Genomic DNA, 22,160 nt, shown 5'->3' with positions numbered 1-22,160 from the left:
TGTCAGGGTAATCATCAGGAGCGCTGCCATGCAAGGACTGTCGGAGCACGAACGCTACAAACCCTATAACGCTCGCACCATTCGCGACACGCCGTATTGGCACAAGCTGACGCCTGCCTTGCAGGAAGCCATGACAGTCGTGGCGCGGGTCATGCCGTTTCGTACCAACGAATACGTGCTGGGAACGCTGATCGACTGGAACAACATCCCGGACGATCCGATTTTCCGCATGACCTTTCCCCATAAGGACATGTTGCTGGCGGAGGAATACGCCTCGCTCAAGCAACTGATCGAAGAGGATGACGCCGCCGCGATCAAGCGGCGGATCGAGGCGATCTGGCTGCGCATGAACCCCCATCCGGCCGGGCAACTGACGCACAACGGCGTGACGCTCGACGCAAAGGTCCTGCCGGGCATCCAGCACAAGTACCGCGAGACCGTGCTGTTTTTCCCCGGTGCCGGCCAGACCTGCCACGCCTACTGCACCTTCTGTTTCCGCTGGGCGCAGTTCATCGGCGAGGAAGAGCTCAAGTTCAACGCCCGGGAATCCCAGGAGTTGGTCAGCTACCTGAAGGTCCACACCGACGTCACTGACGTGCTGATTACCGGGGGCGACCCGATGATCATGAACACCCGCTCACTGGCGGGATACATCGAACCGCTCCTGGATCTGCCGCATATCCAGAACATCCGCATCGGCACCAAATCGGTGGCGTACTGGCCGCAGCGGTTTGTCAGCGACAAGGATGCGCCCGAGCTGCTGGCGCTGTTCCGGCGGATCGTCGCGACGGGCAAGAACCTCTCGCTCATGGGTCACTACAACCACCCGGTGGAGATCCGTCCGGCCATCGCCCGGCAGGCCATCGCGTGCATTCGCGCCACGGGTGCGACCCTGCGCATGCAGGCACCGGTGATCCGCCATATCAACGAAAACCCCGCCGATTGGGCGGAACTCTGGACCGAAGGCGTACGGCTCGGTGCGGTGCCCTATTACATGTTCGTCGAGCGCGACACCGGCCCCAGCCACTATTTCGCGATGCCGTTGGCCAGGGCATTCGAGATTTTCCAGGCGGCGTACCGCACGGTGTCGGGGCTGGCGCGCACGGTGCGCGGGCCGTCGATGAGCACCTTCTACGGCAAGGTATTGATCAACGGCATCGAGACCGTCGCCGGGGAAAAAGTCTTCGTGTTGCAGTTCCTCCAGGCCCGTGACCCGTCGTGGGTATTGCGCACCTTCTATGCGCGCTTCGATCCGCAGGCGACCTGGTTCGACGAGCTGCGCCCGGCCTTCGGCGAACGCGCTTTTTTCTTTCAGGCAGAGGCAGAGCTGTTGCTGGCGCCTGCGCCGCAGCTGATACCGGTCCTGCTGCAAACGGCGTAGGACGACACTTAATCATTGGGGAGACAAGGACATGAGCGGTATCCCGTTTGATCAGCGCGAAGGATGGATCTGGCTCGATGGCGAGTTCGTCGAGTGGTCCCAGGCGCGCCTGCATGTGCTGAGCCACGGCCTGCATTACGCAAGCACGGTGTATGAGGGCGAGCGCGTGTACAACGGCAAGGTCTTCAAGTTGCGCGAGCACACTGAGCGGCTGTATCGCTCGGCGCAGCTGATGGATTTTGCCATTCCCTTCGAACCCGCCGAGCTGGAAGCGGCCAGCCATCAATTGCTGCAACGCAACCAGGTGGGCGACGGCTATCTGCGCCCGGTGGCCTGGCGCGGCAGCGAGATGATTTCCACGTCGGCGCGTTTCAATCGTGTGCATGTGGCGATCGCCTGCTGGTTATGGCCGAGCTATTTCGACCCGGCGGCGCGCATGGCCGGCATCCGCTTGAAGACCGCCGCGTGGCGCCGTCCGCCACCCAGCAGCAGCCCCTTCGAAGCCAAGGCGTCGGGGCATTACCAGATCGCCACCTTGAGCAAGCACGACGCGGAAAAAAACGGCTACCACGACGCCTTGATGCTCGACTGGCGCGGCCACGTCGCCGAGGCCACCAGTGCCAATGTGTTCTTCGCCAAGGGCAGGACATTGCACACCCCGACCGCGGACTGTTTTCTCAATGGCATTACCCGCCAGACCGTCATCGAGCTGGCCCGGGCGCTGGACTACCAGGTCATCGAACGCACGATCCTGCCCACGGAACTGGGCGACTTCGACGAGTGTTTTCTCACCGGCACCGCCGCAGAAATCACCCCGGTACAGAGCATCGATGAACAGCGCTACCGACCGGGCAGCGCCTGCAGTGAACTGATTGCCGCTTACACCTCAACCGTCAACGCCTGATAAACCGCCAGGAAACTCACCATGTCAAATCAAGGGATTGTTGCGTCCACACCTTATGTTTCGCTGGGCCATCGCCATGAAGAGTTGTCGAGTCGTGGCTGGACTGTGCTGACCCCGGGGGAATTTGCCCACGATGTAACAGGAACACTGCATGAGTTCGGCCCGATCATTCCGCAGTTCAATGGCCAGGTGGCGTTCGCCATCACCCGCAAGCCGGGCTACGAGGACTTGCCATATTCCCAGAGCATGAACGGCATCGGCCCGCACACCGAGGCGCCCGTGTATGGCCCGCCGCCGCGTTACCTGGCGCTGCATTGCCATACACAGGCGACGTGCGGTGGCGGGCATACGGGGCTGGTGGACGGCTATGAGTTCTTGAAGTCGCTTGAGCGAACCGAGCCGCAACTGCGCGAGTGGCTCGATGACACGCCGGTGGAATTCGTCGCCACCGCCAAGCCCGGGGAGCCTTCGCAAACCCGCGTCAGGGAATACATCCTGACCCCCACCGAGGACGGCGACATATTCCGCTTCAGCTACAACCAGTTTCACTACGGCGATGTGAATCCATCGAAGGAGGCGTTGCTGCAATCGCAAGTGGCCAACAGCACGACGCCGCTGGCAAGGTTTGCCGCGCTGGGTGAAGCGTACTTCCTCGAACACAACATCCCGGTTCTGATTCCCGACGGGTGCCTGCTGATTTGGGACAACTGGCGGATGATTCATGCCCGCAGCCGATACACTGACCCGGCGCGCAACCTGACCCGCTATTGGCTGGCCTGATTTTTCCGTCGCCCTTCTTTTTTCCGCGTACCCCTGGCGGGTACGCGTTCTACAGGTATTGCGTCATGCAAACAGCAATCGAGATTGCCCAGGTCGATCACCAACTGATCGTGCGGCTCAATCAGGCCTGGACCAAACGCGCCGGGGTGTGTGCGCCGGACAGGGGCCAGGTCAATGAAGTGTTCGACCCGGCGCGCCCGGATTACCCGGAGTGCATGGTGCCGTTTTTCCATCACCCGACATTCCAGGCCTTGAGCGAAGAGCTCAAGAGCAAGGTGGTGACCTGGGGCTGGATCGGCTACAACCTGCGCACCGTCACCGCCGAGGAGCACGTGGTGAACCCGGCGCTGAGCGTCATCGCCCATCAGTACCTGGGCAAGGACGACTGGCATTTTCGCGAGGCGATGCAGCAGACCCTGATCGATGAGCACTACCACACGCTCATGCACCTGCGTGCCATCGAGCGGACCAAGGTCGATCGCGCCCTCGACCAGGACCTGGATTTGCCGCCCTCGGTGACTTACCTGCGCCTCAAGGCCCTGCGTGAGCAACTGCCCGAGCAATGGCAGCGCGACCTGGCGGCGATCACCTTCGCGGTGGTGGCCGAGATCAGCGTCAATGCCTACCTCGACCTGCTGGCGGATGACCAGACCATCCAGCCGCAAAACCGCCGCGTGGCCGAACTGCACAACCGCGACGAATACGCCCACAGCAAGGTGCTGGCCGAAGTGGCCAAGGTGATGTACGCCAACATGCAGCCCGAACAGCGGGGGTTTTTTGCCCGTCACCTGTCGGTGGCATTGAGTGCTTTTATCGCCCAGGACTATTCGATGTGGGAGGCGATCCTCACGCAGCTCGGTGTAAAGGAAGCCGAGTCGATCATCGCCGACACCCGCGAGAGCAACAAGAACGCGACGATCATGCGTGACTACAGTGGCCTGCTTAAGCTGGCGCAGGACCTGGGCATCAGCGAGCAGATCGACTTCGATTTCCGTCCGACCCTCAAAGCCACCGCAGCTGCCTGAACCCGGAGGTGATCATGTCCGTTCCCCTGTACGAAGTGTTCGCCATCCGGGTCGGCGCCAACGCGCAGCGAACCGCTCGGGAGAACTTTCTCTACGACGCCTGCTGCGGCGATCCGAATGCGCCGATGCCCCTGGACTACTACTTCTGGGTGATTCGCAACGAGCACCAGGTGATCGTGGTCGACACCTGTTTTCAACCGGCCACGGCGGACCGGCGCAACCGTCAGATGTATCGCCTGCCGGAGGATTCCCTGCGGCAACTGGACATCGATCCGGCGCAGGTCGAGCACCTGATCCTCACGCACCTGCACTGGGATCATGCCGGCAACCTGGGGCTGTTTCCCGGGGCCACGGTGCATTTGCAGGAAGCGGAACTGCGCTTCTGCACCGGGCCGAAGATGGCCCATCACACGGTGAACAAAACCTATGAGGTCGAGGACGTGATGTCGGCGCTGCCGCCGCTGTTCGAGGGGCGGATGCGGTTGCACAACGGTACGGTCGAGGTACTGCCGGGCGTGACACTGCACGCGGTGGGCGGGCACACACCGGGCAGTCAGGTGGTGCGGGTGCACACCGAACGCGGCTGGATCGTCCTGGCTTCGGACGCGGCGCACCTGTGGATAAATATTCGCCAGCGCAGCCCGTTTCCGATCATCGATGACCTGGCGCAAAGCCTTGAAGCTTTCAGCGAGATCGATCGCCTGGCCGACAGCGAAGACCACGTCATCCCCGGCCACGATCCGCTGATTGCCGAGCGTTTCCCGCATTGGAATGACGACCCGCATATCATCTGCCTGCACCAACCCCCCCTGTAACACGCAACCCCTGTAGGAGCTGGCTTGCCAGCGAAGGCGGTGTGTCAGGCACATCAATGCTGGATGTGCTGACGCTATCGCTGGCAAGCCAGCTCCTACAGGGGGTGTGTTTAGCCCTGGTTTTTGAGGAGGCGGGCCAGGGTTTGCAGCGCCTCGTCGATCCTCGGTGAATACGGCGCTCCGCAACCTATGCGCATAAAGTGATGGAAACGTCGGGTATTGGAAAAGATATCCCCAGGTGAAATCTGGATACCGACATTCAACGCGTCATGAAACAGTGCCATGGACGAATACTGCGCAGGCAATTCCACCCATAGCAACGTGCCGCCCCGGGGGCTGGTCACCCGGGTGCCCTCGGGAAAGTAGCGCAGGATCGCCGCACTCATTTGGCGGCGCTGCTGGGTCAGGGTTTTTCTCAGGCGCCGCAGGTAGCGTTCATAGGAAGGCGTGGCCATGAACGCACTGACCGCCAGTTGCGACAGCTTCTCGCAGCCACGGGTCTGGGTGTGCTTGAGCATTTCCACGCGGTCGTGCCATTTCCCGGCGCTGATCCAGCCCAGGCGCAGGCCCGGGGCCAGGGTTTTGTTCAGCGAAGCGCAATAGATCACGCTGTCGGTGCGGTCCCAGTGTTTGAGGGTGGACAGCGGTTGCTCGGTGTCCACCAGGTCGCCGTAGGTGTCGTCCTCGATCAGTACCGTTTCGTGCTCGGCACAGAGTTTCACCAGTCGCGCCTTGTGGGCGTCGGGCATGATACTGCCCAGCGGATTGTGCAGGTTGGGCATGACGATCAGCGCCTTGATCGGTTGTGGCCCTTGCAGCAGCTGTTCCAAGGCCGGCAGGTCAATCCCCGCATGGGTCGAGGCCGGGACTTCCAGCACCCGCAGGTTGAGGCTTTCGAGAATTTGCAGCAGGCCGTAGAAGGTCGGCGACTCCACGGCCACGGTATCGCCGGGGCGGGTCACGGCGCGCAAGGCCAGGTTGATCGCTTCGGTCGCGCCGTGGGTGATCACGATGCGCTCGGCCGTCAGATTAGTCTTGGCGGTCAGCATCCGACGGGCCAATACATTGCGCAGGGCACTGTGGCCGCTGGTCGCACTGCTGGTGTCGAACAGATGCGGGTCCTGGCGCAAGGCCTTGATCATGTTGTCCTGCAAGACCTTCAGCGGGTAGAGCGGCGGGGCGCAGTAGGGACTGGCGAGGTTGACCTTGACCGTCGCGCGCTGACTGGCCTTGAGCACCGCTGACACTTGCTCATGGATGCCGACATAGACGCCGGTATCCAACGGCGGCGGCAGGCTGATCGCAACGGCTTTGGTCGGCGTGTCGGGCTGGCGGATGTAATTGCCCGAGCGCGGTCGGGCTTCCAGTACCCCGTAGTCCTCGAGCTCGCGGCAGACCTGCACGGCGGTGGACAGGCTGACGGCGTGTTTTTCCATCATCAGGCGGATGGAGGGCAGGCGCTCGCCGGTTTTCAGGGTGCCGCTGCGGATCGCGTCCAGGTAGTGGTTGGCCAACTGACGGTACAAGGGAAGCGTGTTCATGATGACCTCAGCAGTCGCACCACTGAGGTCTTGGGCTGGAAAGTGAGTTGACGCTCCCCGCAGGCGGACCCGTGGTGCAGATGGGTGAAGGGAAGTGTTTTTCTGGCCTTGATACTGGAACACTAAACGCGGTTTCGCTGGAATCGCGGGCAATAAAAAGCCCCGCACGGTGGCGGGGCTCCGGTGAAGCGCTGGCGGGTATTACTGGGCGGCGATGCTGTAGCCGTCGAAGGCGGTCTGCTGTTGCAGGGCGGTGATGATGTTCTTGCGGTTGACCGCTTGTTCGGCGCCCTGGTTGTCCAGGAACGTCTCGCTTTGCAGTTCGGCCTCGTCGCCTTCGCCGATGAAGGTGAAACCGAGGAATTCCAGGGCTTCACGGTCGACGCTCAGGCGCGAGCGCGGGGTGCGCAGCGGCAAGGTGACGCTGATGCCGTCCTTGCTGATGGTGAACACTTCGACTTCTTTTTTCGCCTTGGTGGCCTTGCCTTTGCCGCCGCTCGGGTTGCTGATGGCCTGGTGGGTCTGGTTCAGCACCTTGAGGGCCAGGCCGTAGACGATTTCCTGGAAAGCCGGATCGTCCTTGAAGCTGGACAGGATGCGGCTGATCGGGAACTTGCTGCTCAGGTCTTCCAGGGCGGCGATGTCGGCGGCCTCGGCGTCCTTGAGCTGCTTGAGCTGACCCATCAGTTCGTAGGCCTTGTCATCGTCGAAGCTGTCGTGGGCCTGGCGGATCGCGGCGCGCAGCTCGCGGATCTGCTCGCTTTCGCGGGTGGACTGAAACGCGTCCAGGACCATCTCGCTGATGGTCTTGGCCTGGGACACGTGCTGTGAAAGATTGATGGAGTTTTCGTATTCCGCTTTGGACGACAGGGTGACTACGGATTCAGCGGTGTTGGAATCTGACATTGAAATTTCACTACTTCTTTGAACTTGAATAGGGGCGAAAAAGCCCGGGGGCTTTTTCAGGCCGACTAATCTATTGGACCGGGGCGGCCTTGTCACGGCCCAACAGGCCAACGGACAAAATCACAACCCGCATCCCCTTGTAGGAGCTGGCTTGCCAGCGGAGGCGTCCTTGAACATTGCGCCTGTCTTTCGGCCGCCTTCGCCGGCAAGCCGGCTCCTACAGGGCAATTGGGTGTACGCTAAATCTGTGGTCGACACAAAACACTGTGGGAGCCAGCCTGCTGGCGAAGCAGGCGCCTCGGTGTGTCAGGCCTGCCCCGGCGTATTCAGGTTCATCGATCGCACAGCCAGTGCTGATGCGGTCTGTTCATCCACCGGCAAAGAAAACCGAAACGTCGCCCCACGCCCCGGCCTGTCGATCAACAGAATCTCAAGCCCATGCAATTGCAGGATGCGATGCACAATCCGCAACCCCAACCCACCATCACGCCGCGCACCCCCGATATTGAACGGCCGCAGAAACAATCCTTCGCGCAGTTCTGGAGCAATCCCCGGCCCGGTGTCGCTGACCGTCACTTCAATGAACGACCCTTGCGGACGCAACCCCAGTTCGATCTCGCCCCCTGGAGGCGTATGGCGCAGCGCGTTGTCGAACAGGTTGGTCAGCACCCGTTCGATCAATCCCAGATCAGCGCAGGCCGCAGACACATTGGGGGCAAACGTGGCCTTCAATTCGACCTGCCGCGCCTCCGCCGTCAGTTCGAATTTCTGGAAAATGTCCTGGGCCAGGTCGGTCAGGGAAAACCGCTCCAGCACCGGCTGCACGAAGCCATGCTCCAGCCGCACCAGCTCCAGCAACGACTGCGCCAGGCCGCCGACCTTGCGGCTTTGATCCAGGGCGATGCCCAGGTAGCGACGACGGTCTTCAGGTGACAGCGTGGCGTCCTTGAGCGACAGGGTTTCCAGGTAGCCGTGCAGCGATGCCAGCGGCGTGCGCAGGTCGTGGGAGATGTTCGCCACCAGTTCGCGGCGCTCCTGGTCCTGACGGGTCAGGGAGCGCCATTGCTCGCCCAGGCGCGCCTGCATCTGACGGAACGTGGCGTCGAGTATGGCGATCTCGTCATGGCTGGCGGTTTTGTCCACAGTGACGGGCAGGGCCGGCGAGACCGGGACGCCGTCGATGTCGAACTGGCTGACGGTGTCGGTGAGGCGGCGCAATGGCCGGGTGATCAGCGCAAACGCGGTGAGACCGGCAATCAGGCACAGCAGTGCGACCAGGCCAATGGACAGCAGGGCAGTATTGAGCGCCGCGCTGGTGGCGCCGCGCTCGGCCAGGCGATCGTGGTCTTCACCCAGCAGCACCACGTAGAGATAACCGACCGCCTTGCCATCGACCTTCAACGGTGCGGCGCTGAACACCTTGCGCCCATCGACACTGCGTGGATCATCCCCGTCAATCGGCAAGGCATCACCCCGCAGCAGGCGCTGGACCGGCGCCAGGTCGACGCGCTCGCGGCGAATCCGGCCTTCGGGCGCGGCACTGCCGACAATCTTGCCCTCGGTGTCGAGCAGGTACACCTCGACACTGGGGTTGACCTGCATCAGCTTGCTGAACAGATCACGCACGGCATTGGGCATCAGGCCCTGGGTGTCCATCAGCACGGTGTCACTGGCGATGTGCTGCGCCAGGTCCCGGGACAGCCCTTGCACCACTTCCTGTTCATGCATCTGGTTGGAGCGCACCTGCAGCCACGCCGAAGTGCCGCAGCACACCAGCAGCAACACGGCAAACACCAGGGACAGGCGCTGCGTCAGGGTCAGCCTCATGGCTGCGGTTCCTCCCCGGTGGCGAATTTGTAGCCGCGGCCCCACACCGTGAGGATGCGCACCGGTTGCGCCGGGTCGGCCTCGATCTTGGCGCGCAAGCGATTGATGTGGGTGTTGACGGTGTGCTCGTAGCCTTCGTGGCTGTAGCCCCACACGGCGTTGAGCAGGTCCATGCGCGAAAACACCTTGCCCGGTTGGCGGGCGAAAAAGTACAGCAGGTCGAACTCCCGGGGCGTGAGGTCCAGGCGCCGGCCATCGAGGGACACTTCTCGGGTGATCGGATCGATGGCCAGGCCGTCGACGAGCAGGCTGCCGGCGTCCATCTTCAGGTTGCGCGCCATGGCCTCCACCCGGCGCAGCAACGCCTTGACCCGCGCTACCAGTTCGAGCATGGAAAACGGCTTGGCCAGGTAGTCGTCGGCACCCAGTTCCAGGCCGAGAATGCGGTGCACTTCACTGGAGCGCGCACTGGTGATGATGATCGGCGTATAGCGCGCCATGGCGCGGGCACGGCGGCAGATTTCCAGGCCGTCGACACCGGGCAGCATCAGGTCGAGGATCAGCGCATCCCAGTTGCCCTGTTGCAGCAGGCGCATGCCTTCAGTGCCATCGGCGCTGTGCACCACCTCGAACTGCTCGTCACGCAGGTGCAGGCAGATAAGGTCGGCGATATGCAGGTCATCCTCGACCACGAGGATGCGTTTGGTCTGTTCCATCCACTTCCATCCTTCTATTGCAACCCTAACCACTGTAGGAGCGAGCTTGCTCGCGAAAAACCTGAGGACGCCGCGTGGCATCAGGCACCCCGCGTCATCGTTGACCACCATCGCGAGCAAGCTCGCCCCTACAGTGTTTGTGTTGGCATTGTGCGGGTTTTTCGCGGCCCGAGTTATCACGAATTGTTTAACTTCCCGTGAGGATTTGGCGATCACCCAAAGCCTAGGCTGTGTTCCATGAAACACCCCTGGATTTTTGGAGACGAGCATGTTTTCACGACGGCAATTTCTTCTGGCCAGCGGCGGACTGGGCGTTGCAGCCCTGGCGATCGGCCTGTTGCCGAAGTTTTCCACAGGCACGGCATTGATCAGTGACGCCAACGCCGCCGAGGCTTTCGAAGTGACCCACAGCGACAGCGAATGGCACGCCATCCTGAGCGACGAACAGTATGAAATCCTCCGCGAAGAAGGCACTGAGCGCGCCTACAGCAGCCTGCTGAACAACGAGCACCGCGACGGTACGTTCGCCTGTGCCGGTTGCCAATTGCCGCTGTTCTCATCGGCAACCAAGTTCGACAGTCGCACCGGCTGGCCGAGTTTCTGGGCGCCACTGGACAAGGCCGTGGCCACCCGCCAGGACCGTTCCTACGGGGTGTTGCGTGAAGAGGTGCACTGCCGGCGTTGCGGCGGGCATCTGGGCCATGTCTTCGACGACGGGCCGAAACCGACCGGCCTGCGCTACTGCATGAACGGTCTGGCGTTGACGTTCGAGCCCAGGACCGTCTGAATTTTTCTGCATCCTTCTGGAGTCTGCGACATGAAGAGCTTGTTCACCTGGCGCCGTACGTTGTTGGGGCTGGCCGCCGCCGGCATCATCGGCCAATGCTCGGCGTTTTCCATAGGCGCAGCTGATGAAGGGGTGCTGCTACCGCCACCGACCCTCGACGAAACCACCCAGGCCCGCAGCGAAACCGCGGTGTTCGCCGGGGGCTGCTTCTGGGGTGTCCAAGGGGTGTTCCAGCATGTCAAAGGGGTGAAAAATGCCGTGTCCGGTTACGCCGGTGGTGCAGCAAACACCGCGCAGTACGAACGCGTCAGCGATGGCAATACCGGGCATGCGGAATCGGTGGAAGTGACCTTCGACCCGAGCCAGGTCAGCTACGGCACCTTGCTGCAGATCTACTTTTCCGTGGCGCACAACCCCACCGAACTCAACCGCCAGGGCCCGGACACCGGCACCCAGTATCGCTCGGACGTGTTCATCAAGAGCAGCGAGCAGCAACGGGTCGCCCAGGCCTACATTGCCCAGCTCGACGCCGCCCATGCGTTCGACAAGCCGATCGTGACCAAACTGGAAAGCTTCAACGGTTTTTACCCGGCGGAGGAGGAACACCAGGACTTCCTGACCGAGCACCCGACCTATCCCTACATCGTGATCAACGACTTGCCGAAGGTCGCGCAGCTCAAGCAGCTGTACCCGGATCGTTATCAGGACAAGCCGGTGCTGGTGAAGGCGGGGATGTGACAGCGGTTATTCGCTGATCACATTCTTGCCGGCGATTTTTGATCGATACAGTGCCTGATCGGCCCTGGCCATCAGGCCGGTCTGTTGCTCTTCGTCGAAGCGCTGGACCACGCCGAAACTCATGGTCACCCGAAAGTCGCCCACGGCGGGCAAGTCCGCCAGGCCCTCGCGGATTTTTTCGGCCAGGGTTATGGCCTCGGCCAGCGGGGTGTCGGGCAGGACCGCGATGAATTCGTCGCCGCCCCAACGGGCCAGCAGGTCACCGTCACGCACAAAGCGTTGCACACGTTCGACCACCTGCACCAGGGCGGCGTCGCCCAGGGCATGGCCATAGTGATCGTTGATGGTCTTGAAGTCGTCGATGTCCATGGCGATCAGTGACAGCGGCTGTCGAAAGCGCTGGGCCCGCTCGCATTCCTGGGGCAGGGTCTGTTCCAGGCGGTAGCGATTGGCGATCGACGTCAGGGCATCGGTTTGCGCCAGCTTGCGGTTTTCTTCGAGTTGTACCTGCAGTTGCTGGTTGACCCTGGACAGCTCACGGGTGCGTTCTTCGACGATGGCTTCGAGGGATTGATTGCGCCGCTCCAGCGCTTCGAGCAGGCGTTTCTTGTCCTGGATGCTGCGGTGGGCGCCCACCATCCGCGCCACCGAGCCGTCGGCATTGCGGGCCAGGACGTGGCCGCGGTCTTCGATCCAGATGTAACTGCCGTCGTGGGCGCGGCAGCGGTACTCGGCCTGGTACAAGGGCGAGCGCTGGCTCAGGTAGTCATCGAACAGGGCCATGACCCGGGGGAAATCTTCGGGGTGGATGATGGTTTCCCAGGTCAACACGCTGTTGTCCAGGGAGTGCGGCGTGTAGCCGAGCATTTCGTACCAGCGGGCGTTGCGGTAGACGAAGCCGGTGTTGGCGTTCCAGTCCCAAATGCCGTCGCTGACCAGTTCCATGATGGTGTGCAGCATGCCTGCGTTCATGTCCGAGACATTGAACTGCAAGGGTTCGATACTCGATGCCTCTGCCATTGCTGCTCTCCCTGGCGCGTGCCTGATAGCAAATGATCCTGTGCGTCAGGGAGATTAGTCCAAGGCCCGGTGGACCTGTTAGTGCTTGCCCCACATCTGCACGGCAAAGTCGACGAAACGTCGCAATTTCGGCAGGCGATAGCGGTCCTGGGCATACATCAGGTTCATCGGCCGGCTCGGCGGGGTGAACCCGGGCATCAGGCCCAGCAGCTTGCCGTCCTGGATGTCCTGCTCGACCAGGACATCGGGCAACATCACGATGCCCATGCCGGTGCGCGCCGCCTGGTGCAGCCCGGCCGAGCTGTTGATCAGCATCGGCCCGCTGACCGCCACCGAGACTTCGCCTTCGGGGCCGGCCAGGCGCCATTCCTTTTCCACCGAGTGCCAGTCGTCCCCGGCCGGATAGGCGAAGGACAGGCAGTCGTGGTGGCGCAGGTCTTCCGGTTTCTGCGGCGCGCCGCGCCGGGCCACGTACGCCGGGGAGGCGCACATGGTCAGGGTGTAGTTGATGAGCGGGCGGGCAATCAGGGTGGTCGACTCAAGCGCTCCCAGGCGAAAAGCCACGTCCAGACCGTGTTCGAGCATGTCCGGACGACGGTTGGTGAGCATCACGTCGAGTTTTACCCGCGGGTAGAGCAGGGCAAATTCGCTCAGGGCCGGCGCCAGTTTTTCCGTGCCGAAGGTCAGGGGCGCCGAGATGCGCAGGGTGCCACTGGGCTCATCGACCGCTTGCTCGGCCAGGCGTTCGGAATCTGCCACCAGCCCCAACACTTCGAGGCAGCGCTGGTAATACGCAGTGCCAAATTCGGTCAGCCGCTGGCGCCGGGTGGTGCGGTTGAGCAGGCGCACGCCGAGGCGCTGCTCCAGGGCCTTGAGGTGATTGCCGACCATGGTCGTGGACATTTTGCACTGCGCAGCGGCGCCGGTCATGCTGCCGGTTTCCACCACCTTTACGTACACGGTCATTGCCTGGAACAAGTCCATTATCAAGCTCGACTTTAAAATGATTGAAGTATTGCAGTATTTATCCAGCTCAGGTGGCTAACCATACTGCAAAAACAACGACCCTTGATGGAGCCTGATGCCATGACCGCCGCCTGCCTGATGAGCACTTACCAACCTCTGGCCTTGAGTTTTCACAAGGGCTTGGGCACGCGCCTCTGGGACCAGGCCGGTCGTGAGTACCTGGACGCGGTGGCCGGGGTGGCGGTGACCAACGTCGGCCACTCGCACCCGAAAATCGTCGCGGCCATCCGCGAGCAGGCCGGCCTGTTGCTGCACACCTCCAACCTCTACAGCATCGACTGGCAACAACAGCTGGCGCGCAAACTGACCGGGCTGGCCGGCATGGACCGGGCGTTCTTCAACAACTCCGGCGCCGAGGCCAACGAAACGGCACTGAAAATCGCCCGGCTGCATGGCTGGAGCAAAGGCATCGAGCAACCCTTGGTGGTGGTCATGCACAACGCTTTCCATGGCCGCACCCTCGGCACCCTGTCCGCCAGCGACGGCCCGGCAGTGCGCCTGGGCTTCAACAAGTTGCCGGGGGATTTCGTCAAGGTGCCGTTCGGCGACCTCAAGGCGCTGGACAAGGTGCAGCAGGAACATGGCTCGCGCATCGTGGCGATCCTGATGGAGCCGATCCAGGGCGAAAGCGGCGTGCAACTGGCGCCACCGGGTTACCTGAAAGCCGTGCGCGAACGCTGCAACCAGCGTTCCTGGTTGCTGATGCTCGATGAAATCCAGACCGGCATCGGCCGTACCGGGCAGTGGTTTGCGTTCCAGCACGAAGGTATCGTCCCGGACGTGATGACCCTGGCCAAAGGCCTGGGCAACGGCGTGCCGATCGGCGCCTGCCTGGCCCGTGGCAAAGCCGCCGAACTCTTCACCCCCGGCAGTCACGGCAGCACGTTCGGCGGCAACCCGCTGGCCTGTCGGGTCGGTTGCACGGTGCTGGACATCATCGAGGAACAAGGCTTGCTGGAAAACGCCCGGCTCCAGGGTGAACGCCTGTTGGCCAGGTTGCGCATGGAGTTGGCAGACAATCCAAATGTCCTGGCGATCCGCGGCCAGGGCCTGATGATCGGCATCGAACTCAAGCAACCGATCCGCGACCTGAGCCTGATCGCCGCCCGGGATCATGCGTTGCTGATCAACGTGACGAGGGGGCAAACCATTCGCTTGTTACCGCCACTGACGATTGATGAGCGGGAGGTGGAGATGATTGTCAGGGGGGTGAGTTCAGTAGTGGTATCTGCACTTTCCTAGCACGCAGGTTGCCAATCGATTTGATCAGGCGTGCGGCATTGGCGGGGGAGAGAAGCAGGTAGGCGGTTTCTTCGAGGGCGTTGTAGTGCGCCAGCGACATCATCACCACCGGCTCGCCTTTCTGGCGGGTGACCAGCAGAGGGATGCAGTCTTCATTGACGCGATCCATGGTCTCAGCCAATTGCGCGCGTGCGGTGGTGTAATTGATGGTGTACATGGTGAAATCCTCGTTCGAAGCGAATGAGTATCGTGGAAAGCTCCTCGGGCCGTTTCCGAGAACGTTGTAGTCCTTATCTGATAAAGGCGAAATCTGCGATTTCAGCCCGATCCATCAATTGAATTCTGCAACCGGGAAACCCTTCGAACAGCTGCTGATGGGCCGCATAGCCGCAGGACCCGTCACGCTGACGATAGCTGCCCGCCCACTCCATCAGGGCAATCAGGCGTTCATCGTCGTTGACTTCACGCTGGCGGATATTGGCGACGCACACCTGGTCGGCAACGCTCAACCAGATCAGCGCAGTCGTGCGCGGCAGGAGTTCGCTGGCGATCCAGCCATACACGCCTTCGATCACCCAGCGCTCTTGCTCGGCCGCGATTCGTGCCATGGCCAGGGCTTCGGCGCGGGGGCGGGGGATGCTGTGTTCGTCGGACAGCCAGTGAAGGCGGTCGAGATCGGTCCATGGCACCTGCAATCGCTCGGCCAGCCGTTGCGCCAGCCAGCTCTTGCCGGAGCCGGAGTTGCCGATGATCAGGGTTCGGGTTAAATCCATGAGCGACACCGATCAACTGTAGGAGCAAGCCTGCTCGCGATGGCTGCTTAACATTCAGCATATTGGCTGGCTGATACACCGCTATCGCGAGCAAGCTTGCTCCTACAGGTTCTCAGTCCAGCCCCTCAGGCATCATCCTCGGGCGCCACCATCCGCGTCTTCGGCGAGCCATTGGCGTTGTGCTGGAAAATATCCCGGGGCTGCCCCTGTTCATTGAAGTACACCTGGCCGATCCCCGCCGAATTCCACAGACGTTCACCCGCTTCAGCATGCTCCGGGACATGCGGCACGATGCGCATGCGCCGACGCTTGGTCAGCCAGTTCAGCGGCGAACGCGGGGAATATAGCCAGCGATTGAGGCGGTCGAACCATTCCAGCAGGGTCGGCGGGAACTCGTTCTTGATGCCGCTGCTGGTGATCTGCCAGATGCGCGGGCCGGCCTTGCGGTGGCGGATCAGCACTTCGTAGACGAAGGAATAATGCACATCGCCGGACAGCACCACGTAGTTACCCGGGGTGCGCGAGTGGCGGAAAATGTTCAGGATCACCTGGGCCGCGCCGCGATGGGCCATCCAGTTCTCGGCGTCCACCAGCAGGGGATAACCCAGCCAGCTGAACACCCGTTGTACGGTTTCGATCAGCTTGACGCCGAAGATCGGCGTCGGCGAAACGATGATCGCCGAGGGGTGATCGAGCAGTTCCTGCTGCAGTTCGCTGAGGGCCTCCCAGTCCAGCAGGCCCGATGGTTGCTTGAGGTGCATCTCGCTGCGCCAGCGCCGCGTACGGGTATCGAGCACCACCATGGCCGGCGTGGTGGGCAGCACGTAGTGCCAGTTTTGGAAGCGCAGCAGCTCATCGATCAGTGCGTCCTGGACATCGCTGTCCAGGTAACGATCATCGCCGGTGGCGCTCAGCGAACGGGTTTTTTCCAGCACCGCGGTGAAGGCATCCGGATTGTTGCCCCAGCCCTGGCACAGCATGTAGGCCAGCAGTGCATTGCCGATGATGCGCCGGGAAAACGGATGGCCGTAGGCGGTTTCTTCCCATTGCGCCGAAAGATTCCAGTCGTCGGTGATGTCGTGGTCATCGAAGATCATCAGCGTCGGCACGTGCGCCAGCGCTCGGGCGACCTTGTCCAGGCCGGCCTTGAACGCGTCTATGCGCGTCTGTTCCAGGGCATAACGCTCGCGCCGTTCCTTGATCAGCTTCGGCGGTTTTGGCGCGATCAGGGTCCAGGGCGTCGGCGACCAGACCAGCAGGTACATGGCCATGACTTCGGCGAAGGTTACCAGGTGATTGTCGGCACTGCTGCTGGTGAAAATCGGCTTGCGCGCGCCCCCGAAAAAACGCTCGCGCAGGGTTTCGTTGCTTTGCAGCGCCGGCAGCAGATCCGCGCGGTGGTAATAACAGGCGGCGTGCCCGTACAGCTCGGCGCTGTCGCTGACGATGGCGCCAGCCAGGTGCTCACCGAACAACCCAAGCCGCTCGATCAAGGCATGGATCGCCCGCAGGGTCGGCCCGGCGACATCGTCGGCATAGACCTGATCGCCGCTCATCATCAGCAGCGCCGGGCGCTCGCTGGCCGGGAGGTCTTGCGCCAAGAGTTCATCGACGCACAGCAGTCCATCGGTCGCCGGGTGATGGGGTTTGCGGCAGGAACCGTGCAGCAACTGCTCGATGCGCGCGCGCAGGACAAAATTCGGCGCAGCCGCATCGCCGTACAACAGATGCGGCGCCCAGGTGGCGATGCCCGTCCCGTCATCGATCAGCAGGTCGTATTCGATCAACTCGTCGCAGGGCAGGGCGGCGTCCAGCGCCACATCGATCAGGTGCACAAACGCGTGGATACCCACCGCAACGACCGTGCATTGCCCGGCATCGAGGCTAATATCGCCCACGCCCTGCAAACGCAGCGTCAGCTCCAGCGCCCGTGAGCCTACCAGCCACATCACCAGCCGCGTCGGTTCCAGGCGCCGCAACAGCGGCCCCGCCAGCACCGGTGGCAGCGTTTGAGGATCTTCAGGCAATGGCAGAGTATCGGACATCCGGGGGCAGGGCTCTTGGGGGCACAGGGCAACGATGATAACGCAGGTGGGCGCTGCTGCCCTTGTGTACTGAAAGACTCAAATGCGTGCGCAGGCTACAGTGAGTCATTCAAGCCATGTGCAGGCATTCGCGAAGTGTTGATCGATAGGAGGGCAAACATGAACAGAATCATCCTGCCAGCGCTGGTTATCCTGCTGACCGCGCAAGCTCCGGCGTACGCCATCAACGACAAGTACCGCAAGCAGCTCGAGCAATCGGGCTGCACCCAGGTCAGCGAGACCCAGGGCTGTGATATCCACAAGAGCAAGGCGGAAAATGCCAACGCCGGGTTCACCAACCCGGCCACGGACAGCACGACGACCCAGACGCCCTATGCCGGGCAGTGGGTGGCCAAAAGCGATGCAGGCGCGACAGTCGCCACCATCCGCATCGATGCCAAGGAGCAGGTCTGGGTCAACGGCAAAAAGGTGGACGCCAAGCGCACCGATGGCACCCTGCAATTTCACCAGGGCAAGCTTGCCTTCACGATTCAAGGTGATCGGCGGCTGACGGGAGAGGATTACTGGACAGACAGTGATGCCGGGACCAAGGGGCCGATCGAGATCGAGTAACCAGACAGGAGCGGTAAATGATTGACTTCAACAACAAGGGATTCTTCAAGCTCAAGCAGAACGACGAATACGCCGAACGGGTATCCGACCTTTTGCTCGACGGGGAACAGGTCATCGATTCTTACAAATCCATGCGCGATGGCGTGGTCTTCACCAACAAACGCATCATCGCGGTGAACGTACAGGGCATCACCGGCAGCAAAAAAGACTTCACCTCGTTACCGTATAAAAACATCGTGGCGTATTCGGTGGAAACGTCGGGGACGTTTGATCTGGATTCGGAGCTGGAGATCTATTTTTCGTCGCTGGGAAGGGTGAAATTCGAATTCACCGGCAGGACGTCGATGGTGGCAATTTCCAAACTGATTTCTCAGCATCTGCTTTGAGCTGAACAGGGCACACACCCAAAATAACGAGGTGCGCACCCTGTAGGAGCCGGCTTGCTGGCGATGGCGGACGTACAGTCGACACAGATGTCGCCTGATGAAACGAATCGCCAGCAAGCCGGCTCCTACAGGAATTGCGTTTTTTTAAGTCGCTACCATTCCGTCCCACAAAAAGGGTCTGCAAATGCAGGCCCTTTTTACTTTTTCGAACATACATCTTCGGACGAAGACTACAGCACTCAAGGAAGCATCTGACTTACACCCGCTGGCATTTCGACTCTCATAAACACGCACTGAAACAGCGTGAAAAACAATAAAAAGAGGTCACCCGAATGAGCGAGCCAACAAGCCCTGTGCGTGTAGCAGTCGTGCAATTCGATCCACAAGTCGGCATCGAGAATTGCGATGCAAATCTGTGTCGTAGCCTGGAATTGGCGCTGGAGGCGGTCACCGGAGGTGCGAACCTCATCGTGCTACCTGAGCTATCCAGCACCGGTTATTTCTTCAGCAATCGGCAGGATGCTTTTGAACATGCGCAGTTGATACCCGGCGGGCCAAGCGCGCAACTCTGGATCGACTTTGCCTCCAAACACAATGTCTACATCGTGGCCGGCCTGGCAGAGCGCGACGGCATGCGGCTCTTCAACACCTCAATACTCGTCGGCCCTGACGGTTTTATCGGCAAGTATCGAAAAGCCCATTTATGGAATCTGGAGAAACTCTGGTTCACACCGGGCGATCTCGGTTTTCCGGTCTTTGATACACCCATTGGCCGAATCGGAATGTTGATTTGCTGGGATATCTGGTTCCCGGAGGTGCCGCGTATCCTGAGTCAACAAGGCGCCGACATCATATGCAGTGTCAACAACTGGGTCTGGACACCTGCGCCGCTGTTCGATGATGCCGGCAAGTGCATGGCGTCGTACCTGACGATGACGGCGGCACACGTAAACAATGTGTTTATCGCCGCGGCCAGCCGGATTGGTGAGGAGCGAGGTGCCCGGTACCTGGGCTGCTCGTTGATTGCGGGGACCAATGGCTGGCCAATTGGAGCAGTGGCTTCGGCAGACCAGCAGGAAATCCTGTTTGCCGATATCGACCTGACCAGCTCCCGAAGCGCCCTCATCTGGAACAACCTGAACGATCTGCATCGTGATCGTCGAGCCGATCTCTACGATCAAATGCTCGGCTACACCCAGCACCCATGTCTCCCACGTTGATAAGGGGGACCTGACCCATGGAAACCACAACCGATAAAAACCGGCTTGCCCCCAGATCGTCTTTTGATGTGGCGGTCATCGTGCTGATGATCGGCGCGACACTGCTGATTGTCTGGCTTTCATTCACCAATCGTTCGTTCTGGTCCGCCCATTGGCCGAGTTACAGCGACATGGTGTCAAGCCTTCCCCGGCCGAGTGCCTGGTTACGTTGGCTGCTCGGCGACATCAGCGAGGTGGCATTCTACAAACACGAGTTCGCATCGATCGGACTGTTGGCGGGCGCCTATCTGGCCTACTGGGCGAATCGAACGGGGAGAACCTGGCAAGGCTTCAGCATTTCCTATGGCACGGGGCTTTGGCCATGGCTGATCACCAGTTCTTTGCTCGGGCTGCTGCTGAGTAACGTGCTGTGGGGTTGGACGGTGACCGCCACCAGCTGGCAACCGACATTTGCCGCGTTCGTTTCTCTCCCCGCGGCGATGGTGCTGATGTTTGGCGGTGGCTGGAAGGTCACGATCAACGGCGCAATCATGGGCGCCGTACTCGTCACGCCCATGTGCCTGCTGATCGTGAATTACCTGTGTAACCCGTTGGGGTTGCCGTCGGTGATCGGCAATGTCCTGGGCATGGCGGTCGCCAGCGTCGTGGCCTTTCTGCTGTGCCGCTATCGGCCCGGTCTGATGAAGTCCGAACAATCCACAACACCATCCTCCAAGCCTCCCGCGCCCGTCACCAAGGCGCCCGACTACGGGGTTATCTGGAGCATGCGCCGGGTCTTGGCAGACTTTTCCGAAGCGCCTTTCTTCGGCAATGAACTGGCCAGCCTCGGCTTGTTACTGGGGGTGTTGCTGGCCTACACCATGAACCCGATGAGCCCGGCATACGGTTCGGGTCTGCTGCTACACATCATCGCTGCACAAGCGCTGACCTCGGCCATCGGGGTGGTGATCTGGCGTCGACAATGGATGTTGCGCGGCTGGTACCCCACTTACGTTCCTCTGGTGTCAGTGGTGCCCGCTGCGATTCTGACCCATGGCGGCAGTTGGCTGGTGATCGGCTCGAGTGCATTGCTGGGGGCATTGATCGCACCGCCTCTGGCCTGCGCGATTGCCAAGCGTTTGCCGGCCGACATGCATGCCTACATCGGCAATGTCCTGTCGATGGCCATCAGCACGTTGCTTATCGTGCCGCTGATTGGCGTTCTTATTGCGGGGTAAATGCCACCGGTCTTTAGGCTGTACTCGTCCTGAACCGGGTACAGCCACCTCTCTTCCCGAACACGTGAGGTATCACATGGAACTGCCCAAACTAGCCATCGCGGCGCTCGGCGGCACGGTGAGCATGCAAGCCGGGAGTATCGGCGAAGGCGTTATCCCGACCGTCAGCGGCGAGACTCAACTGGCGTCCGTACCGCATTTGGCGACGTTTGCCCGGGTGACCGTTGAAACCCTTGGACTGCTACCCAGCGCTTCACTGGATTTCGAATTTTTACTGAGCGTATTGTCTTGGGCGACACTTCAAATCAAGCAAGGCGCCGTGGGGGTCGTGTTGACCCAAGGCACCGACACACTCGAAGAAACGGCAGCGTTTTTCGATTACCTTTGGCCCCACGACGCACCACTGGTGCTGACCGGTGCGATGCGCTCGGCAGCACAACCAGGGGCCGAGGGACCGGCGAATCTGCTGGATGCATGCCACGTCGCCCTTGCCAGCAACAGCCGAAAGCGTGGTGTTCAGGTCGTAATGAACGGGGAGATTCATCAAGCGAGCAGCGTGCGAAAAACTGATTCGCTGGCGTTGCAGGCGTTTACCTCTCCGGTCGTGGGGCCAGCAGGCGTGATAATGGAAGACCGCGTTCACTACCTGCGCGCGCCGTTTCAGCGTAGGGTTTTACCCCATCCGCAACAGACGACACAGAAGGTTGCGATGTTCGAGGCATCCCTTTCGGCTGACACGCTGCTGCTGGAAAACATCCTTGCGCTTGGTTATGACGGGCTGGTGATAGCCGGTTTCGGCGCCGGACATGTCTCGCAGAGTTGGGCGACGGTGATTGAGCACATTGCCGAAAGCATCCCGGTCATCATCGCGACCCGCACCGGTTCCGGCTCTACCGCGCAAGCCAGCTATGGTTTTAACGGCGGTGAGATGGATCTGATTCGCAAGGGTGCATCGATGGCGGGATTTCTATGTCCGCGTAAAGCCAGGGTTCTGCTTTGGCTGTTGCTTGGCTGTCAGCGGCAGCATGAGTTGTCGCGCTACCTGAAAGATGAAAGCTGCATTTAGGGCACTCCGCAAAAACAATGCGTTGCGCACCCTGTAGGAGCCGGCTTGCTGGCGATCGCGGACGTACAGTCGACAAGTCGGAGGCCAAGCGGTCTTAGGAAGACAATCGGAAGGCACAACTCCTTGGCTCACA

General features: G+C 61.2%; 22 protein-coding genes. 13 read left to right on the top strand and 9 right to left on the bottom strand.

Translation table 11 applies throughout. The features are described from left to right. The first annotated feature begins 28 nt into the window (after positions 1-28). From ACYP2Q_RS18370 to ACYP2Q_RS18350, 5 genes are all read left to right on the top strand, one after another. Positions 29-1,381 (top strand): KamA family radical SAM protein, encoded by a 1,353-nt coding sequence (locus ACYP2Q_RS18370; protein WP_459731838.1) that lies wholly within the window; start codon positions 29-31, stop codon positions 1,379-1,381. 31 nt (positions 1,382-1,412) lie between these two features. Next, entirely contained in the window at positions 1,413-2,285 is an 873-nt protein-coding gene (locus ACYP2Q_RS18365) for a branched-chain amino acid aminotransferase (RefSeq protein WP_459731837.1), read from the top strand. Positions 2,286-2,306: 21 nt separating this feature from the next. Beyond that, positions 2,307-3,065 carry a TauD/TfdA family dioxygenase gene (locus tag ACYP2Q_RS18360; RefSeq protein ID WP_459731836.1) on the top strand — a complete coding sequence of 253 codons (759 nt, stop codon included), beginning with the start codon at positions 2,307-2,309 and terminating at the stop codon, positions 3,063-3,065. A gap of 65 nt (positions 3,066-3,130) precedes the next feature. Further along, positions 3,131-4,090 (top strand): diiron oxygenase, encoded by a 960-nt coding sequence (locus ACYP2Q_RS18355; RefSeq protein ID WP_459731835.1) that lies wholly within the window; start codon positions 3,131-3,133, stop codon positions 4,088-4,090. Positions 4,091-4,104: 14 nt separating this feature from the next. Continuing rightward, a complete protein-coding gene (locus tag ACYP2Q_RS18350) occupies positions 4,105-4,905 on the top strand; it encodes an N-acyl homoserine lactonase family protein (protein ID WP_459731833.1) in 801 nt (266 codons plus the stop codon). A gap of 110 nt (positions 4,906-5,015) precedes the next feature. Here the strand turns inward: ACYP2Q_RS18350 and ACYP2Q_RS18345 are convergent, their stop codons facing one another. From ACYP2Q_RS18345 to ACYP2Q_RS18330, 4 genes are all read right to left on the bottom strand, one after another. After that, complete coding sequence (locus tag ACYP2Q_RS18345; RefSeq protein ID WP_459731832.1) at positions 5,016-6,446, bottom strand: aminotransferase-like domain-containing protein; 1,431 nt, start codon at positions 6,444-6,446, stop codon at positions 5,016-5,018. A gap of 201 nt (positions 6,447-6,647) precedes the next feature. After that, entirely contained in the window at positions 6,648-7,352 is a 705-nt protein-coding gene (locus ACYP2Q_RS18340) for a hypothetical protein (protein ID WP_459731830.1), read from the bottom strand. 306 nt (positions 7,353-7,658) lie between these two features. Further along, positions 7,659-9,179, bottom strand: coding sequence for a sensor histidine kinase (locus ACYP2Q_RS18335; protein WP_459731828.1), 1,521 nt, complete (start codon positions 9,177-9,179; stop codon positions 7,659-7,661). Next, positions 9,176-9,895, bottom strand: coding sequence for a response regulator transcription factor (locus ACYP2Q_RS18330; protein ID WP_459731827.1), 720 nt, complete (start codon positions 9,893-9,895; stop codon positions 9,176-9,178). The genes ACYP2Q_RS18335 and ACYP2Q_RS18330 overlap by 4 nt, the downstream gene beginning before the upstream one ends. Before the next feature lie 268 nt (positions 9,896-10,163). Between ACYP2Q_RS18330 and msrB the strand changes: the two genes are divergently transcribed. Both msrB and msrA read left to right on the top strand, forming a co-directional pair. Continuing rightward, entirely contained in the window at positions 10,164-10,682 is a 519-nt protein-coding gene (msrB, locus tag ACYP2Q_RS18325) for a peptide-methionine (R)-S-oxide reductase MsrB (protein ID WP_459731825.1), read from the top strand. Positions 10,683-10,712: 30 nt separating this feature from the next. After that, complete coding sequence (msrA, locus tag ACYP2Q_RS18320; RefSeq protein WP_459731823.1) at positions 10,713-11,420, top strand: peptide-methionine (S)-S-oxide reductase MsrA; 708 nt, start codon at positions 10,713-10,715, stop codon at positions 11,418-11,420. Between the two features lie 6 nt (positions 11,421-11,426). On the opposite strand, the gene ACYP2Q_RS18315 is transcribed toward msrA, so the two are convergent. Then, the gene (locus tag ACYP2Q_RS18315) at positions 11,427-12,440 is read right to left on the bottom strand and encodes a sensor domain-containing diguanylate cyclase (RefSeq protein ID WP_459731821.1); all 1,014 of its coding nucleotides are present in this window, start codon (positions 12,438-12,440) and stop codon (positions 11,427-11,429) included. A gap of 78 nt (positions 12,441-12,518) precedes the next feature. Further along, positions 12,519-13,424, bottom strand: coding sequence for a LysR family transcriptional regulator (locus ACYP2Q_RS18310; RefSeq protein ID WP_459731819.1), 906 nt, complete (start codon positions 13,422-13,424; stop codon positions 12,519-12,521). A 102-nt stretch (positions 13,425-13,526) separates the two neighbouring features. Here ACYP2Q_RS18310 and ACYP2Q_RS18305 point away from each other — a divergent pair, with 102 nt between their 5' ends. Continuing rightward, complete coding sequence (locus tag ACYP2Q_RS18305) at positions 13,527-14,708, top strand: acetylornithine/succinylornithine family transaminase (protein ID WP_459731817.1); 1,182 nt, start codon at positions 13,527-13,529, stop codon at positions 14,706-14,708. Here ACYP2Q_RS18305 and ACYP2Q_RS18300 read toward each other — a convergent pair. The 3 genes from ACYP2Q_RS18300 to ACYP2Q_RS18290 all read right to left on the bottom strand — a co-directional run bounded on the left by ACYP2Q_RS18300 (position 14,668) and on the right by ACYP2Q_RS18290 (position 17,526). Further along, entirely contained in the window at positions 14,668-14,925 is a 258-nt protein-coding gene (locus ACYP2Q_RS18300) for a type II toxin-antitoxin system Phd/YefM family antitoxin (RefSeq protein ID WP_459731815.1), read from the bottom strand. The two genes, ACYP2Q_RS18305 and ACYP2Q_RS18300, sit on opposite strands and share 41 nt — an antisense overlap. A gap of 73 nt (positions 14,926-14,998) precedes the next feature. Next, positions 14,999-15,481, bottom strand: a complete 483-nt coding sequence (locus ACYP2Q_RS18295; protein ID WP_459731813.1) for a P-loop NTPase family protein — start codon at positions 15,479-15,481, stop codon at positions 14,999-15,001. A gap of 125 nt (positions 15,482-15,606) precedes the next feature. Beyond that, positions 15,607-17,526 (bottom strand): alkaline phosphatase D family protein, encoded by a 1,920-nt coding sequence (locus ACYP2Q_RS18290; protein WP_459731811.1) that lies wholly within the window; start codon positions 17,524-17,526, stop codon positions 15,607-15,609. Between the two features lie 159 nt (positions 17,527-17,685). On the opposite strand from ACYP2Q_RS18290, the gene ACYP2Q_RS18285 reads away from it, so the two are divergent. From ACYP2Q_RS18285 to ACYP2Q_RS18265, 5 genes are all read left to right on the top strand, one after another. Beyond that, entirely contained in the window at positions 17,686-18,138 is a 453-nt protein-coding gene (locus tag ACYP2Q_RS18285; RefSeq protein WP_459731809.1) for a hypothetical protein, read from the top strand. A 17-nt stretch (positions 18,139-18,155) separates the two neighbouring features. Further along, positions 18,156-18,524 (top strand): PH domain-containing protein, encoded by a 369-nt coding sequence (locus ACYP2Q_RS18280; protein WP_459731807.1) that lies wholly within the window; start codon positions 18,156-18,158, stop codon positions 18,522-18,524. A gap of 332 nt (positions 18,525-18,856) precedes the next feature. Next, complete coding sequence (locus ACYP2Q_RS18275; RefSeq protein WP_459731805.1) at positions 18,857-19,744, top strand: nitrilase family protein; 888 nt, start codon at positions 18,857-18,859, stop codon at positions 19,742-19,744. Between the two features lie 17 nt (positions 19,745-19,761). Next, positions 19,762-20,961: a hypothetical protein gene (locus ACYP2Q_RS18270; protein ID WP_459731804.1), complete on the top strand. Its 1,200-nt coding sequence runs from the start codon at positions 19,762-19,764 to the stop codon at positions 20,959-20,961. Between the two features lie 76 nt (positions 20,962-21,037). Further along, entirely contained in the window at positions 21,038-22,027 is a 990-nt protein-coding gene (locus ACYP2Q_RS18265) for an asparaginase (protein ID WP_459731802.1), read from the top strand. Positions 22,028-22,160: the final 133 nt, after the last annotated feature.

The organism is Pseudomonas sp. MHK4 (assembly GCF_054600775.1).
This window is presented reverse-complemented; position numbering and strand designations above follow the sequence as displayed.